Annotated in this window: 14 protein-coding genes, 1 tRNA gene and 2 other annotated features; of the genes, 14 read left to right on the forward strand and 1 reads right to left on the reverse strand. The window is 31.6% G+C overall.

What is annotated here, in order from left to right; all coding sequences use genetic code 11:
- The 10 genes from smpB to HMPREF0520_RS03815 all read left to right on the forward strand — a co-directional run bounded on the left by smpB (window position 1) and on the right by HMPREF0520_RS03815 (window position 10824).
- On the forward strand, window positions 1-459 hold the full coding sequence (gene smpB / locus HMPREF0520_RS03770) for an SsrA-binding protein SmpB (RefSeq protein ID WP_006729592.1): 459 nt from the start codon (window positions 1-3) through the stop codon (window positions 457-459).
- Between the two features lie 109 nt (window positions 460-568).
- The gene (locus HMPREF0520_RS03775) at window positions 569-1090 is read left to right on the forward strand and encodes a folate family ECF transporter S component (RefSeq protein ID WP_006731314.1); all 522 of its coding nucleotides are present in this window, start codon (window positions 569-571) and stop codon (window positions 1088-1090) included.
- 163 nt (window positions 1091-1253) lie between these two features.
- Window positions 1254-2165, forward strand: a complete 912-nt coding sequence (locus HMPREF0520_RS03780) for a metal ABC transporter substrate-binding protein (RefSeq protein WP_006729594.1) — start codon at window positions 1254-1256, stop codon at window positions 2163-2165.
- Complete coding sequence (locus HMPREF0520_RS03785; RefSeq protein WP_006729595.1) at window positions 2158-2829, forward strand: metal ABC transporter ATP-binding protein; 672 nt, start codon at window positions 2158-2160, stop codon at window positions 2827-2829. Before HMPREF0520_RS03780 ends, HMPREF0520_RS03785 begins: the two co-directional genes overlap by 8 nt.
- Window positions 2829-3623 carry a metal ABC transporter permease gene (locus tag HMPREF0520_RS03790; RefSeq protein ID WP_010221779.1) on the forward strand — a complete coding sequence of 265 codons (795 nt, stop codon included), beginning with the start codon at window positions 2829-2831 and terminating at the stop codon, window positions 3621-3623. The genes HMPREF0520_RS03785 and HMPREF0520_RS03790 overlap by 1 nt, the downstream gene beginning before the upstream one ends.
- Before the next feature lie 9 nt (window positions 3624-3632).
- On the forward strand, window positions 3633-5999 hold the full coding sequence (locus tag HMPREF0520_RS03795) for a hypothetical protein (protein ID WP_006729597.1): 2367 nt from the start codon (window positions 3633-3635) through the stop codon (window positions 5997-5999).
- 68 nt (window positions 6000-6067) lie between these two features.
- Window positions 6068-6318 (forward strand) — a binding site (T-box leader).
- 74 nt (window positions 6319-6392) lie between these two features.
- Window positions 6393-7232, forward strand: a complete 840-nt coding sequence (locus HMPREF0520_RS03800; protein ID WP_006729599.1) for a MetQ/NlpA family ABC transporter substrate-binding protein — start codon at window positions 6393-6395, stop codon at window positions 7230-7232.
- 110 nt (window positions 7233-7342) lie between these two features.
- Window positions 7343-8497: an ArgE/DapE family deacylase gene (locus HMPREF0520_RS03805; protein ID WP_010221766.1), complete on the forward strand. Its 1155-nt coding sequence runs from the start codon at window positions 7343-7345 to the stop codon at window positions 8495-8497.
- Between the two features lie 74 nt (window positions 8498-8571).
- Window positions 8572-8816, forward strand: a binding site (T-box leader).
- Between the two features lie 70 nt (window positions 8817-8886).
- On the forward strand, window positions 8887-10260 hold the full coding sequence (brnQ, locus tag HMPREF0520_RS03810; protein ID WP_006729601.1) for a branched-chain amino acid transport system II carrier protein: 1374 nt from the start codon (window positions 8887-8889) through the stop codon (window positions 10258-10260).
- 279 nt (window positions 10261-10539) lie between these two features.
- Window positions 10540-10824, forward strand: a complete 285-nt coding sequence (locus HMPREF0520_RS03815; RefSeq protein ID WP_006729602.1) for a hypothetical protein — start codon at window positions 10540-10542, stop codon at window positions 10822-10824.
- A gap of 72 nt (window positions 10825-10896) precedes the next feature.
- Here HMPREF0520_RS03815 and HMPREF0520_RS03820 read toward each other — a convergent pair whose 3' ends face one another.
- Window positions 10897-11457 carry an aggregation-promoting factor C-terminal-like domain-containing protein gene (locus tag HMPREF0520_RS03820; RefSeq protein WP_006729603.1) on the reverse strand — a complete coding sequence of 187 codons (561 nt, stop codon included), beginning with the start codon at window positions 11455-11457 and terminating at the stop codon, window positions 10897-10899.
- Between the two features lie 237 nt (window positions 11458-11694).
- On the opposite strand from HMPREF0520_RS03820, the gene HMPREF0520_RS03825 reads away from it, so the two are divergent.
- The 4 genes from HMPREF0520_RS03825 to HMPREF0520_RS03840 all read left to right on the forward strand — a co-directional run bounded on the left by HMPREF0520_RS03825 (window position 11695) and on the right by HMPREF0520_RS03840 (window position 15357).
- Complete coding sequence (locus HMPREF0520_RS03825; RefSeq protein WP_006729604.1) at window positions 11695-12861, forward strand: thiolase family protein; 1167 nt, start codon at window positions 11695-11697, stop codon at window positions 12859-12861.
- Window positions 12858-14066 (forward strand): hydroxymethylglutaryl-CoA reductase, encoded by a 1209-nt coding sequence (locus HMPREF0520_RS03830; RefSeq protein ID WP_006729605.1) that lies wholly within the window; start codon window positions 12858-12860, stop codon window positions 14064-14066. The genes HMPREF0520_RS03825 and HMPREF0520_RS03830 overlap by 4 nt, the downstream gene beginning before the upstream one ends.
- A complete protein-coding gene (locus tag HMPREF0520_RS03835; protein ID WP_006729606.1) occupies window positions 14066-15229 on the forward strand; it encodes a hydroxymethylglutaryl-CoA synthase in 1164 nt (387 codons plus the stop codon). The genes HMPREF0520_RS03830 and HMPREF0520_RS03835 overlap by 1 nt, the downstream gene beginning before the upstream one ends.
- A 56-nt stretch (window positions 15230-15285) precedes the next feature.
- Window positions 15286-15357: transfer RNA gene (locus tag HMPREF0520_RS03840), tRNA-Gln, on the forward strand.
- Window positions 15358-15444 lie beyond the last annotated feature (87 nt).

Genomic DNA, 15444 nt, shown 5'->3' on the forward strand with positions numbered 1-15444 from the left:
ATGAAGAAAAAGGAAAATGATGCATTAGCTACTAATAAAAAAGCTAGTTATGATTATTTTATTAAGGAAACTTTTGAAGCAGGAATTGCTTTGACAGGAACAGAAATCAAATCGGTTCGTGCCAGAAGGATTAATCTTAAAGATGGATATGTGCAGACTTATCGTGGTTCTGCTTTTTTAGAAAATGTGCATATTAGTGAATATAAACAAGGGAATATTTATAATCATGATCCCTTAAGAAGTAGAAGATTGTTGTTACACAAAAAAGAGATAAATCATTTGCAAATTATTCAAGCACAACAAGGTATGACTATTATTCCTTTAAAAGTTTATCTGAAACATGGTTATGCTAAGGTCTTAATAGGTGTTGGTCAGGGTAAAAAGCAATATGATAAAAGAGAGACAATTAAACGTCGTGATCAAGATCGTGAGTTAAAAAGCAAATATAAGATTAGATAAAAGATTAGTACACACTAATCTTTTTTTGTGAGCAAATTGTTTAACAAACATATAGGGGTACTGTAGAATAAAAAATGTTGTTATTAACAATTAGATGGGGGACTTTTAATTGAATAAGAAAAATTTGAAGATTCAAAAAATGGTTGTATTAGCCATGTTAATTGCGTTATATATTATCTTTAGTAGATTGTTATCACTTAATATTGGTGGTAGTCATAAAATATCATTTACATTTATATGTATTGCCCTTATGGGATGCTTATATTCACCTTATGTTACTGCTATCAGTTGTGCTGGAGCTGATTTTATTGGATGTATGTTATTTCCTAAGTTAACTTATTTCCCCGGTTTTACTTTAACGGCATTTTTAGTTGGATTAGTATTCGGAATAGTATTTTCAAATAAAGTTAACTTCGTGCGGATATTAATAGCTACAGGTTTAACGTGTTTGATTCAATTTTTTGTTAATAGTTTTTGGCTAAAAATTATTTGTCATGTACCATATTCGGTTATGCTGATTAGTCGAATTCCGCAAGAGTGTATTATGGCAGTAGTTATGGTTATTTTGTTATCTGCTCTATTTAAGTTGGATATTATCCAAAGAAAGATTAAAATGTGGCACGAACAGTAGATCAATAAGTTATCGATTATCAAGATTAGTTGAAAAACAATCTTGATAATTTTTTTTGCAAAAAAATATTGACTAACAAAAAGTAAGTTGCTACTATATTTTTAGTTACAAAAAGTTATTACGAATAGTAATTACTAAAAACAAGTTATTACAGGAGAGTTATATGAAAAAACATTTATTCTTATTTTTTACTTTTTTAGCAATCTTTTGTGGATGTTTGACAGGTTGTAGTAAGCAACAAAGTTCTAACAATAAAAAAGTTATTTATACTACTTTCTTTCCAGTTACAGATTTAACTAAGCGAATTGTTGGTAACAAAATGGAAGTTAAGACAATTATCAAAGGTAATGAAGAACCACATTCTTTTGAATTAAAAACTAACGATATGAAAGATATTGCTAAGGCAGATTTAATCATTTATAACGGTGCAGGTATGGAAAACTTTATTCCAGCATTAAAGGATACAGTCAAAAAGAAAAATAAATTTTTGGATTTGTCACAAGGATTAAAATTACTAGAAGCTGGTAAGGGGATAGTAAAAGCTCATGATCGAGTTAATCCGCATACTTGGCTCAGTGTTAAAAATGCTTACGAACAATTAGATACAATTTATCGTAAGGTTGCTTCGATGGATCCAAATAATGAAGCATATTACAAGAAAAATTTGAAAAAAGCACAGTCTGAATTTAAATCTTTGGATAATCAATTTGAAAAAACTGTGGCCAAATTTAAAGGAAAAGATAAATATTTTGTTACATCACATGCTGCTTTTAATTATTTAGCACGTGATTATGGCTTTAAACAAGTTGCTGTTACAGGTATTTCACCTGATGAAGAGCCATCTGCTAAACAATTGAAAAAAATTGCAGATTTCGTTAAAAAACATCATATCAAAACCATCTTTTTTGAAGGTAAAGCTACACCTAAAGTCGCTAAAACCTTAGCTAAAAACACTCATACTAAGACGGACACGATATATACTATGGAAAATCTTACAGATGATGAAGCTGCAATGGGATATTTGAAATTGATGGAATTAAACATGAAAGCGTTGATGAGATCATTTAATGAATAAAGTACTTGATATCGAAAATTTAACTTTCGCTTATGAAGAAAAAAAGATATTAGAAAATTTTTCATGTAGTATTGAACAGGGAAATTTTGTTGCAATTGTTGGTGAAAATGGTGCTGGCAAAAGTACACTTTTAAATTTGATTTTACATAATTTAAAGCCTCTTTCAGGAAAAATCAAAATTTTTGGTGATGATATTGATCAGAAAAATCACTATCAGGATATAGCTTATGTATCGCAAAGTTCAGTTCAAAATTATCGTAATTTTCCAACTACGGTCATAGAAGTTATCTATAATCATCTAAAATTCTTAAAAGTAAAAGAGCCACCTGAAAAATATTTGGACTTAGTTGGCTTAACAGAGCATCAAAACAAGGTATTGTCAGAATTATCAGGGGGACAATTACAAAGAGTTGCATTAGCTGCAGCTATGATAAAAAATGCTTCGCTGATTTTATTGGATGAACCTACTACAGGTATTGACAAGAAATTTTCTAGAGAGTTTTTTGGCTTTTTACAAGAAATTGCTTCTAGCGGTAAGACTATCGTGATAGTAACTCATGCATTAGATGATGCAATTGATTTTATTGATTATGCAATTGAAATTAGAAACGCTAGTGGGCATATTTTGTCACGTAGTGATTTGCAACAATTAGTGGTGAAATGATGTTAGAAATATTTGATTATGAATTTATGCGTCGTGCTTTTATTGTAGGAATGTTTTTGGCGATTATTTTGCCAACAATGGGGTTACCAATTCTATTAAAACGGCTTTCGATGATTGGTGATACATTGGCACATTCATCCTTAGCTGGTGTAGCTATTGGCTTATGTTTTGGATTTGATCCATTACTGGCTTCGATTGCAGCTTGTATTGTTGCTGGATTAGGTATTGAACTGATTCGTAATAAGTTGAAGGCATATCAAGAGATTTCAACAGTTATTATTTTGGCTGCCTCAATTGGATTAGCTGGTGTTTTTATGAGTTTTATTAATAATGCTAATTCAATTAGTGCCTATTTGTTTGGATCAATTGTAACAATCAGTGATTCTGAATTTTATTTAGTCATTGCAGTATCACTTTTTGTAATAGTATGTTCATATCTTTTATACAATACTTTATATTTGTGTGTATTTGATCCTAAAGCTGCCCCTATTTTAGGTATTAATGTTAAATTTATTAATTTTATGGTGACATTTTTAAGTGCAGTAGCAATATCAATTTCTGCTAAAACAATTGGATCATTAATTGTTTCGTCACTGCTTGTTATTCCAGTAGTCAGTGCTATGCAAATTGCTAGAACCTATAAAAAAACATTGCTTTTATCCATTTTATTGTCGGTGACTTTCGTTTATACAGGATTATTTATATCGTATTTCTTTAATTTAAAGCCCGGTTCAGTAATTGTTTTGATATCGGTTATCTGGTTGATTTTAACAATGATAATAAAGAAAAATTAGGAGTTTGTAATGAATAAAAAAAATAAAAAAAGTCTTGCCAAATTAGGTGTAATTTTAATTTCAGCAACAATATTATCAGCTTGTGGTAATAATCAGGGTGCTAACAAGGCTACGAAAAATATTAATCATTCGTTTGTAACTAAAAAGACTACATATCAAAAAGATAAGACTACTAAAGTTTTAGTAGATTCAGACTCATTTAAAAAGAGTGATATTGTCAAAATTATTAAACATGGTGATCATTGGCATGTCTTTACAGCTGATGGCAAGGAACATATCACATATACAGATCCAAATAAGATGAGTGACTCGACAAGTTTGGAATTGGTTAATGTTGTTACTTTGGCACAACTTAAGAATAAAAAAGTTGTCGCTATTAAGATTCATGGTAATCACTGGCATGTCTTCACAGCTGATGGCAATGAGTACTTAACTTACCAAAATCCAAGCTCGATGTTCCCTCATATTAGGGTTACTAAATATACAGGGCATCATGGATCACGTGGTACAGCGTCAATCACTAAGGCCTTAGCTAAAGATCGTGTTGTTAAAATTTTGCAACACGGTGATCATTTCCATATTTATACTGCAAGTGGTAAGGAATTTATCAGTTATTCAGATCCACGTGGTATGTATCCACATGCAGTCTTTGGTCAATATGTTGGTACACATGGTCAGCATGCAACTCAAAAAGTCACATCTAAACAGCAATTACATCTAGTATCAGTTTTAGGTAAAAAAGTAGCAGATAAGAATCGCATAGTTAAAATTTTACAACATGGTGATCATTATCATATTTATGATGCAGAAGGTAATGAGTCAATTACATATTCAGATCCACGTGCTTTATATCCAAACGCAGTTTTTGGTCAATATGTTGGTACACATGCTGATCATCAACAAGCACAAAATATTGAACAATTACAATTTGTAAATGTTTTAGGGCAAAAAAAAGTAGATAAGAATCGCATAGTTAAAATTTTACAACATGGTGATCATTATCATGTTTATGATGCAGAAGGTAATGAGTCAATCACATATTCAGACCCACGTGCTCTATATCCAGATGCAGTTTTTGGTCAATATGTTGGCACACATGCTGATCATCATTCTGAAAATGATGAACATTCAACACACATTGAAAATAATGAACCTTCAACGCACATTGAAGATAAGCATGATGATAATAAAGATGCCATTGCTAATTTGAAAATCGTTCCTGTTTTAGGTCAAAAAGGGAAGATTGATAGATATGATATTATTAAAATTTTACAACATGAAGATCATTATCATATCTACGATTCGCAGGGTAATGAAGGAATTACTTATACCAATCCACGTGCTTTATATCCAAATGCTAAATTTGGTCAATACGTCGGCACTCACAGTCAGCATAATACTAATGTTGAAATTGATTGGCCAGAAGGTATTGATAAGATAGTTGATCATGGTGATCATTGGCATTTGTATAAAAATGGTCAAGAAATTACTGTAGTGCATGAAAATCCAAAATCGCACTATCCAAATGCTGAATATATTGATGAACGTCCTAAAGATTATTCAAATATTACTGTTGAAAATAATGAGATTTTTACATATGATGAGGTAAAACCTGAAGTTAAAGATGGGTTGCGTGAATTTTTAAAGAAAAAAGATATGCGTGGTATCGTGGATATGGAAGGATTTGGTGATTTAACCAATGAAACACGACCAGTTTATGGCTCTGAAACAGATGAAAATGGCCAACCGATTAAAAAAGACATTTTCTACTTCTGCCATAATGGTGATCATTATCATGCTTTAACCATCAAACAAATTATACAGGCTGCTAAAGCTGGTGAATATGGATCATTTACTGCTCGAGATATTGTAGCTGCAATGAAATGGTCTATTGAAAATAAAGAGAAATTAGTTACCTTTACTGTAAGTAAAAATATTGATGCAGTTAAAAATTATTTGAAACAATATTATCACATTGATGATGAAAACGATATTTCAAGTTTTGGTAATCAGATTGGTATATATGGTATTAAGGCTGACGGTAATCCTGTTTACTTTAATGTAGATGATGATTTTACAGTTGAAAATGGTCAAATAAAATCAATTAAACCTTTACCAGCTAGAGAAGAAAAGACTGATCAAAAATCAGAAGCTGATCCTCAAAAAGAACTTTCAGTTGAAAATGTTAATCCAACTGCTTTAACGAAAGTAACTTTAGATTCTGTCAAAGCATTTTTAATTGAGAAGTATCCAAACAGTGAGGTTTCAGCTATATCTGGTGTATTGTATGTATCAAAAGGTGAAGATGAGGCTCCAATTAAGTTCAAATTGACTGATTTTGCAATCAAAGATAATAAAATTGTCGAGAAAAAATAAAATACTTTCAAAAAAGGTTGACCCAAATTTATTTTATGAGTATAATCAATATCAACTTATTAATTTTATGAAACATACCGAAAAGCAGAGTAAGTTAGTGGATAATTTTAGAGAGCTTCCGTTGTGGTGAAAGGAAGTATTTGAAGCTGACCGAATATGGGCTTGGAATGGTGATAGCGATAGTTAGCTGTCAACGGGTTTGCACACGTTATTAGTGCAAGGTATTTCCGAAAATAATATTTTTGGAGAAACTTGTAGAGATCAAATCTGTGAAGATTTGATGAACCAAAAGGTGGTATCGCGATAAGTCGTCCTTTATCTTTCGATAAAGGACGACTTTTTTGTTTATAAAAATAATTAAGTTGAAAAAATTAGAAGAGGAAGGTAATCCTTATGAAAAACCAAAGAAATATAATTGTAACTGTTGTAGCTGTATTGTTGATAATTGTGGGGTTCTTTACACTAAATCGTAAAGGAAACTCAAGTGAAAAGAATGTCACAATCGGTGTAGTAAGTCAATCCAAACAAGATGAAGCCATTTGGAAAATTATTAGAAAAGATATTAAAGATAAGTATGGTATTAATGTTAAAATCAAAAACTTTACTGACTATACTCAACCAAATAAAGCTCTACAAAATGGAGATATTGATTTAAATGCCTTCCAACACCAGGCATTCCTTGATGCTTGGAATAAGGCAAATAAGGGAACAATTGTTTCTATAGGTAAAACTTTTATAGCTCCAATTAGATTATATTCAAATAAATATAAGAGTATAAAGAAGTTACCTAAGGGTGCAACAATTTCTTTACCTAATGATGCTACTAATGAATCACGTGCATTATTTGTATTGAAAAATGCTGGTTTGATCACTTTTAAAAAGAATTGTTCAAAATTAGCAACTATCAAAGATATTGCAACTAATAAAAAGCAATTTAAGTTAAAAGAAATAGGTGCAGAGCAAACTGCCAGAACATTAAGTGATGTGGATGCAGCTTTTGTTAATAATAATTATGCAATTGCTTCAGGTTTAAAGACAAATTCAGCAATATATACAGAACCTGTTAATAAAGATTCTAAACAATGGATAAATATTATTTGCTCAACTAGAAAGAACAAGAACAATCCACTATTTAAGAAAATTATTAAAGTTTACCAAACTAATAAAGTTAAGCAGCTTTACAAAAAATATTATGGTAATACACAAATTCCTGCATGGGATATTAAGTTATAATTGTTATTAGCTAGAAAACTGTTAAATCATAATCAGCTAATCTAATGTTAAAAGCACAAGATAACGGATTACGTGAAAGTATTCCGTTTTTTATTGGAGGAGTGACAGTTATGGATGAAAAAGGCAAATTACAAGTTTTATGTGATTTAATTAAGATTAACTCTGCTAATGGCAATGAAATTGAGGTGGCAGAATATTTATCAAAATTGTTATCACAACATGGGTTAACAGCCAAAATCGATGCTTTTGGTAATAAACGTGCCAATTTACTAGTAGAAGTAGGACAAGGTGAAAAAATTTTAGGACTAACAGGTCATATGGATACAGTGTCATTGGGTGATCTTACTAAATGGAATACTAACCCGCTAGAGCCTACTATTATCGGTAATAAATTATATGGTCGTGGTGCTAGTGATATGAAAAGTGGGTTAGCTGCACAAGCGATTGCATTAATTGAATTATCTAATTCAGGGAAATTGCCACAAGGTCGTATTCGCTGGATTGTTACTGCTGGTGAAGAAAATGGAACTCCTGGTGCTAATAGATTTGAAGAACAAGGGATAGCTGATGATTTAGCTGCGTTAATTGTTGGTGAATCTACAGATGGAGATATTATTTTTGCACATTCTGGTAGCTTAAGTTATCGTATCAGCAGTGTTGGATTGTCTGTCCATTCGTCAATGCCCGAAAAAGGTAAGAATGCGTTTGATGCTTTAGTAGAATTTTATCGCAGAGAAAAGAATTTATTCGATGATGCACCTTTTGATGAATATTTAGGTTCAGTTAAACATAGTATTACTGTGATGCATGGGGGAGATCAGGTTAATACAATTCCAGATCATGCTGAATTATTAGGTAATGTTAGACCAACTACTGCATTTGGTAATGATAATGTTATTAAAAAACTAAAACAATTAGTGGACAAAGTTAATATCGATTTGGATGCTAAATTACAATTTGAATTAATTTATTCATATTTGCCAATAGAAACTGATCCTCAAAGTAATTTTATTAAGGATGCAATCGAAATATCACAACAATCTTACCAGCAATTTTATCCACAACATCGAAAGGTTAATAAAGATGTTTTTAATGGAGCAACTGATGCTAGTGTTTTCATCAAAAAACATCACAATTTACCAGTATTTATTTATGGACCAGATACATGGCAAGTAGCTCATAAAATTAACGAATATACAACGATACCAAGTTTTTATGCAACAATAGATGCATATAAAAAAATTATTAAACATTTTTTTGCATAAATTGATAAAAAATATATAAAAAGGCTTGACAAATAATTAGGCTGAAATTAGAATTAAAATCATAAATTAATAAATCAAATGCAATGATAAAGAAGAGTAGATTATATTTGTGCTTAAGCGAGTCTCGATTTGGTGTGAGGAGATAGTGCAAATATTGTTGAAAATCACTTTTGAGCACATGTTGACTGAAGACATGCTGGGTACACCCATTATAGTGGAAGCGTATCGCAATATTATTTGCTGTACGTGATAAAAGGTTTTACATAGATGTGTGTAGACAAATCTAGGGTGGTACCGTGCTTTAATTTGCGCCCCTTAATCGATATTGATTGATCGATTGAGGGGCGTTTTTCATTGGTTTGATATTTTTATTTTTTTGGAGGAATAATATGAAACCTTATAATTCTAGAAAGTTATCATTAAAGGAATATCTGGTTGTTAGCTCGCTACTATTTGGATTATTTTTTGGAGCTGGCAACTTAATTTTCCCATTACATTTGGGTCAATTAGCTGGTGGAAAATGGATTGTGGCTACGATTGGTTTTTTGATTACTGGTGTTTTATTGCCTTTATTATCAGTTTTGGCTATTTCAGTGACAAAATCTGAAGGTGTTTTTGATGTAGGTAAGCCTCTAGGAGTAGGTTTTGCCTTGGTATTTATGGTTTTGATTCATGCTACGATCGGTCCATTGTTTGGTACTCCGCGTACAGCTACTGTATCTTTTACAGTAGGTGTAGAACCTTTTGTAGGCTCAAATAATCATACATTAGCATTATTTATCTTTTCAGTCGTCTTCTTTTTATTGGCTTTTGGTTTCTCATATCATGAAAACCATATCTTAGATAATGTAGGTAAAGTTTTAAATCCCTTATTTTTGGCATTACTATTTATTATGTTTTTAGTTGCCTTTTTATGTCCTTTAGGCAATCCAATGACAGCAGCTGTAACTAAAGATTATGTTAATGCATCATTGATCAATGGTTTTTTGCAAGGCTATAACACTATGGATGCATTAGCTGGTTTAGCTTTTGGTGTTACTGTAGTGACAGCTGTTCGTCAAATGGGTCAAAGAAAAGAAAGTGATGTTTCCAAAGTCGTTGCTAAATCAGGTTTTGTAGGTATGGCTGCTGTTGCATTTATTTACTTACTATTGATTGTAGCTGGTGCCATGTCATTAGGTCATTTTAAACTATCAGGTGATGGTGGTGTAGCTTTTACACAAATTGTTAATTACTATGGTGGTGCTTTTGGACAAGCAGTTTTAGCAGTATTAATTACTGTAACATGTTTAACAACAGCAGTTGGGTTAGTAGCTGCTTTTGCTCAAGATTTTCACAAACATTTTCCAGCCGTTAGTTATCATACTTGGTTAGCATTAACTACTTTTGCCTCTTTTGTGGTTGCTAATTTTGGATTAGAGCAAATTATAGCATGGTCAACACCAATGTTGATGTTCTTATACCCATTATCGATGGTTTTGATTTTATTATCAGTTTGTTCACCTTTATTTAAACGTAATAGTTATGTATATTTCTTTGTAGTTTTATTTACTGTTGTTCCTGCTTTAGGTGATATGGTGGTAGCCTTTCCAGCAGTAGTTAGCCATAGTGCATTTGGTCTTGCTGTAGCTAAATATCGAGAAATGTTGCCATTAGCAGAATTTGGATTATCATGGGTAGTTCCAGCATTAGTTGGACTAGTGATAGGTCTTGCAATGTATGTATATAAAGACAAGAAGATGTCTACGCAAACTGTAGAATAAAGATTGAAAATGCTTTCAAAAAAAGTGTTGACAATGTTAGTTGAAAACGTTATCATATGTTATGAAAGTTAAATTTCATAGCATTGAAACGATAGATATTGCAAAAAATCCGTTGAGCTTAGTTGCTTGACGGATTTTTTGTTTTAAATAATAAATAAAATATTCAAACTCATCTTTTTAAAAAAACATTAATATTATATAATATCATCATAATAATATCACTTATATTATTACTATCGGTTAGAATTTGATAATTATTTATAAAATAGAGGTATTAAAATGAATGGAAATGGTATTGTAATCATTTTATTATGTTTAGCAGCAATCATTGTACTATTAACAGAAATACTGAATATTTTGATTAAGCAATTTCCAGATAATTCAGTATGTAAGAAAATATGGTGTACTAGTTCTTATGGTGAAATTTTATTTGCCATTATTGCGATGATTTATGTTTTTGTAGCTTATGATACTAATATAAAATTTTCGATAATATTTTTTGTATTATCACTGTTACTTTTGAAAGGATTACATGGACTTAAACAATACTACAGTAAAAAGTAAAATTTAATAATTAAGCTAAAAAAATAACACTTCCTAACTAGAATTAGGAGGTGTTTTTTATCGTATATTTTTTTAATACCAGCCATGGTTAATCCAAAATTGTTTGGCGTTAACCCATGAACCATATCTACCATAAACATAATTATTAGCTACAAGTTCTTGATTTCTTGGAGAAAAGTCGCCATGAAGATAAGCTGCTAAAAGCTGATATTTACCAATACATTGACCATTTCTTGCAGTATAGCTACCACGTGATTCTCGCCATGCGATCCAATTTTTTGCTTCAGTTTCAGCATCATTAGCTGCTTGAGATACACTGCTTTCATCAACTGTATATTTAGCCATAATCCATTGGTTATTACCTAAGTCATACCAAGTATTACCTTCAGCATCTTTAACAGTTTTAATAACAACCCATCTTGAATTGTTTGCTAAGTACTGACCAGTAACATGTCCATTATCATAATTATCCCAAACAGCAATGCCATAATTAGGAACGTAGTTGATTCTAATTATTTGTTTTGTTGCTGCTTGAGCTGAATTGTCTTTATTGAATGAATTAAAAGTAAAGATTGATATTAAAATCAAGCATGAAATCATAAATGTTTTTAAAAAATGTTTTTTACTTAACATGAAACCATCCTTTTTAATAAACTTATTGTTACTGTATATGTTACCCTACGTATGTTTCAATAAAGTTACAAATATAAGTCGATATTGTTATATTTGGATAATCTTTACTAAAAATTAAAAAAATTGCTAAAAGCTATATTGATGCTATTTAACAACTGATTATTAAGAATTAGTAAATACAAATCTTGATATACATGTTTATAATTACTTACAGATAAATACGAAGAGGTAATGTGAATGAAAGAAATCTATATTATAGATGCTAAAAGGACACCTTTTGGTAAATTTCGTGGATTTTTTAGTGATCAAAATCCAATTGATATGGCAAGTCAATTGTTATCAAAAATGCTGAGTAAAAATAAACTGCCTAAAAAACAAATTGAGGCCGTTTATATTGGCAATGTATGTTCTACTGGATTAGGACAGAACCCTGCTAGACAGGTTGCACTACATTGTGGTCTCAGTCAAGAAACAATTTCTACTACAATCAATGATGTTTGTGGTTCTAGTCTTAAGGCAATGCGATTAGCTCAGGCTCAAATGCAAATAGGTGATTTTGATATGGTAGCTGTTGGTGGTGTTGAAAATATGACGCAAGCACCTTTTTTTGTAGAATCGCAATTCAAGGATCATTCGCAAGATCATTTGCAATGGACCTTGATGCATGATTGTTTAAATGACGCATTTTCGCATCAAGCAATGGGCATAACTGCTGAAATGGTAGCTCAAGCTCATAAGATTAGTCGGGATGCAATGGATCAATATGCTTATGAGTCACACCAAAAGGCGATCAAAGCAATTAAAAGTGATTGGTTTGCTCAAGAAATTATTCCTTTTAAAAAAGAAAATGAAATTTTAGTTAATGATGAAAACGTCCGTTTTGATACATCATTAGAAAAATTAGCTCAATTGAGGTCAGTTTTTATGGAAAATGGTACAGTTACTGCTGGAAATTCTTCTCCTTTGAGTGACGGAGCTAGCTTTTTGATTTTAGCTACTGGTGACAAGGTTAAAGAATTAAAATTAAAGCCTATCGCTAAATTAGGTCAGTTTATTGAAATTGGTTGTGATCCTAACTATATGGGATATGGACCATATTATGCTATTAGAAAATTGCTAAACAACACTAATACTACTATAGATGATTATGATGTTATTGAAATAAATGAAGCTTTTGCTGCTCAAATTGTGGCAGTAGCTAGAGATTTAAGAATACCTAATAACAAATTAAATATTGCAGGTGGAGCTATTAGTTTAGGGCATCCATTAGGAGCAACAGGTACGCGATTAGTTGCTACAGCAATTAACAATTTACATCAAGTGTCGGGGCATAATGCTTTAGTTTCATTATGTATTGGTGGCGGTCAAGCGATCGCATGTAATATTGAATGTGTGACAAAATGAAATTTTATGAATTAAGTGCGATGCAACGTCGTCAATATTATCTTAATAAGGGAATCAATTTTGTTGATATAGATGCTACTGAATTAGATAGATTAGATCAATTAAGTGAAAATGTGGTTTCTAAAATTACCTTGCCATTAGGAGTTGTTCAAGAATTGATAGTTAATGAGCAGACCTATTGTGTTCCAATGTGTACCGAAGAACCATCAGTGGTTGCTGCTGCTAATCATGGTGCCAAATTTTTCAATTTGGCTGGTGGAACTAAGTGCATATGTCAACGTCAGGGAATTTATGGACAGATTATTTGCGAAATTAATTCTCAATTTAATTTAGTGATGTTGCAAAATAAATTGCCAAATATAATTGAAGCGGTTAATCAAAAGTTTGATAGCTTAATTAAACATGGTGGAGGCTTACGCAAGATAGAGACTTTTGTTAAAGAAGATATGCTCTATTTACGCACTTTGGTTGATCCAGCAGATGCTATGGGAGCTAATAAAACTAACCTTATTTTGGAAGATATCAGTCAAAGATTGCATAAAATGACTGGTATATCTGAATTGCTTTGTGCTATTTTATCTAATTATCCTAGTCAATTTGTTCAAGCAAAAGTAGAAATTCCCCTACAATTAGTGGGTACGCATTTAGCAACTAAAATAGCTAAGCTGAGCCGAATTGGTCAAGTTGATCCTTATCGGGCAGTAACCAACAATAAGGGAATTATGAATGGTGTGGATGCTGTTTTATTAGCTAGTGGTAATGATTATCGAGCTGTAGAATCAGCTTGTGGGGTGCAAGCTAGCATTGATGGACATTATACAAGTTTAAGTAAATGGCAAATAGAAGAAAATAAGTTGATTGGTTGTTTGACGCTGCCATTAGCTATTGGTGTTGTTGGTGGTTCAATATCTGCTAGAAAAGATGTACAACAATCATTTTCTTTATTAGGTAAAGTTAACGCACAACAATTAGCAAATATAATTGCCAGCATCGGATTAGCAAATAATTTTGCAGCACTATATGCAATTACTAGTCAAGGCATTAATGCTGGACATATGAAATTGCAGGCTAGAAATGTAGTTGCTCAACTAGAAGCAGACCATAATCAAAAAAAGCAGGTTTTAAATCAAATGATTGCTAATCAAAAGTTTACATTAACAGATGCCAAACAAATTTTGGAGTTAATTAGAAAGCAGGATAATTGATGAAAATTGGTATAGATAAGATCGGATTTTATACGCCTAATAAATATGTAGATATGGTAGATTTAGCTATGGCTCGTAATGTTGATCCTAATAAATATCTGAAAGGTATTGGTCAAGAAAAGATGTCTGTAGCAGATATTAGTCAAGATGCTGTATCTATGGCTATAAACGCAACTAAGCAATATTTGCCTAAAATTGATATTGATAAGGTAGGGTTACTAATCGTAGGTACAGAAAGTAGTGTTGATGAATCTAAATCGGCATCTTTATTTGTTAAATCGGCTTTAAAATTAAAGGCATCAGTGAGAACTTTTGAAATTAAAGAGGCATGTTTTGGCTTAACTGCAGCTATTTTCACCGCTTATGATTATATTAGTACCCATGCTGATAAAACAGCTATAGTAATAGGTAGTGATATTGCAAGATATGGCTTAAATACAGCTGGTGAAGTGACACAAGGTGCAGGTAGTATCAGTTTGTTAATCAAAAAAGATCCAGCTATGTTATCTATTAATCCGCAAACTAGTGCATATAGTAAAGATATCAATGATTTTTGGCGACCAACAGGAAGTGCAACGGCTTTAGTTGATGGTAAATATTCAACTCAAGTTTATTTGGATTTTTTTGAATATACCTTTAAAAATTATCAAAAACAAAATCATGTCGATATTAGCAATTTTAAGGCATTATTATACCATCTACCTTTTACTAAAATGGGTTTAAAAGCCAATAATTTAGCTATTGCTAATCTTGCTGAGAGGGATGCAAAGAAGTTAACCAATGAATTTAAAAATAGTATCGAATTAAGTAAGCAAGTCGGTAATATTTATACAGGTTCACTATATCTCGGGTTATTAAGTTTATTAGTACATGCTGAATTGAAATTGAATGACTTGATTGGTTTATTTTCCTACGGCTCGGGTGCTATGGCAGAATTTTTCACTTTCAATATTGAAGCTGGCTATCGTAATGAAATAATAGATCCTTACTTGATACTTAATAGAAGGAAAAGGTTGACAGTAGCTGAGTATGAAAAAATTTTTACTGAATCCCTTCAAGCACCAATAGATGGTCAATCATTAGTTAGTGATGAGCAAGCAGGGATGTGGTATTTTGCTGGTACTAAAAATCATATTAGGCAATATTGTGAAAAAAGTCGTTGACATTTTTTGAAAGTTATATATAATAGTCTATGTCAGTTGTAATTGACGTAGATTATTGGGTTATAGCCAAGTGGTAAGGCAACGGTTTTTGGTGCCGTCATGCGCTGGTTCGAATCCAGCTAACCCAACCTGTTAAAGAGTAGGTATTAATCCTACTCTTTTTTTGTTTTTCTTATATATGTCCGCTAGACTGATTTGTTATAATTATTTTTATA

The organism is Lactobacillus iners DSM 13335 (assembly GCF_000160875.1).
Lineage (GTDB): Bacteria > Bacillota > Bacilli > Lactobacillales > Lactobacillaceae > Lactobacillus > Lactobacillus iners.

Excerpts from the sequence above, each read along its gene's own strand:
- smpB (WP_006729592.1), top strand. The coding sequence starts at position 1 with ATGAAGAAAAAGGAAAATGATGCATTAGCTACTAATAAAAAAGCTAGT.
- HMPREF0520_RS03780 (WP_006729594.1), top strand. The coding sequence starts at position 1,254 with ATGAAAAAACATTTATTCTTATTTTTTACTTTTTTAGCAATCTTTTGT.
- HMPREF0520_RS03785 (WP_006729595.1), top strand. The coding sequence starts at position 2,158 with ATGAATAAAGTACTTGATATCGAAAATTTAACTTTCGCTTATGAAGAA.
- HMPREF0520_RS03790 (WP_010221779.1), top strand. The coding sequence starts at position 2,829 with ATGTTAGAAATATTTGATTATGAATTTATGCGTCGTGCTTTTATTGTA.
- HMPREF0520_RS03795 (WP_006729597.1), top strand. The coding sequence starts at position 3,633 with ATGAATAAAAAAAATAAAAAAAGTCTTGCCAAATTAGGTGTAATTTTA.
- HMPREF0520_RS03800 (WP_006729599.1), top strand. The coding sequence starts at position 6,393 with ATGAAAAACCAAAGAAATATAATTGTAACTGTTGTAGCTGTATTGTTG.
- HMPREF0520_RS03805 (WP_010221766.1), top strand. The coding sequence starts at position 7,343 with ATGGATGAAAAAGGCAAATTACAAGTTTTATGTGATTTAATTAAGATT.
- brnQ (WP_006729601.1), top strand. The coding sequence starts at position 8,887 with ATGAAACCTTATAATTCTAGAAAGTTATCATTAAAGGAATATCTGGTT.
- HMPREF0520_RS03815 (WP_006729602.1), top strand. The coding sequence starts at position 10,540 with ATGAATGGAAATGGTATTGTAATCATTTTATTATGTTTAGCAGCAATC.
- HMPREF0520_RS03820 (WP_006729603.1), bottom strand. The coding sequence starts at position 11,457 with ATGTTAAGTAAAAAACATTTTTTAAAAACATTTATGATTTCATGCTTG.
- HMPREF0520_RS03825 (WP_006729604.1), top strand. The coding sequence starts at position 11,695 with ATGAAAGAAATCTATATTATAGATGCTAAAAGGACACCTTTTGGTAAA.
- HMPREF0520_RS03830 (WP_006729605.1), top strand. The coding sequence starts at position 12,858 with ATGAAATTTTATGAATTAAGTGCGATGCAACGTCGTCAATATTATCTT.
- HMPREF0520_RS03835 (WP_006729606.1), top strand. The coding sequence starts at position 14,066 with ATGAAAATTGGTATAGATAAGATCGGATTTTATACGCCTAATAAATAT.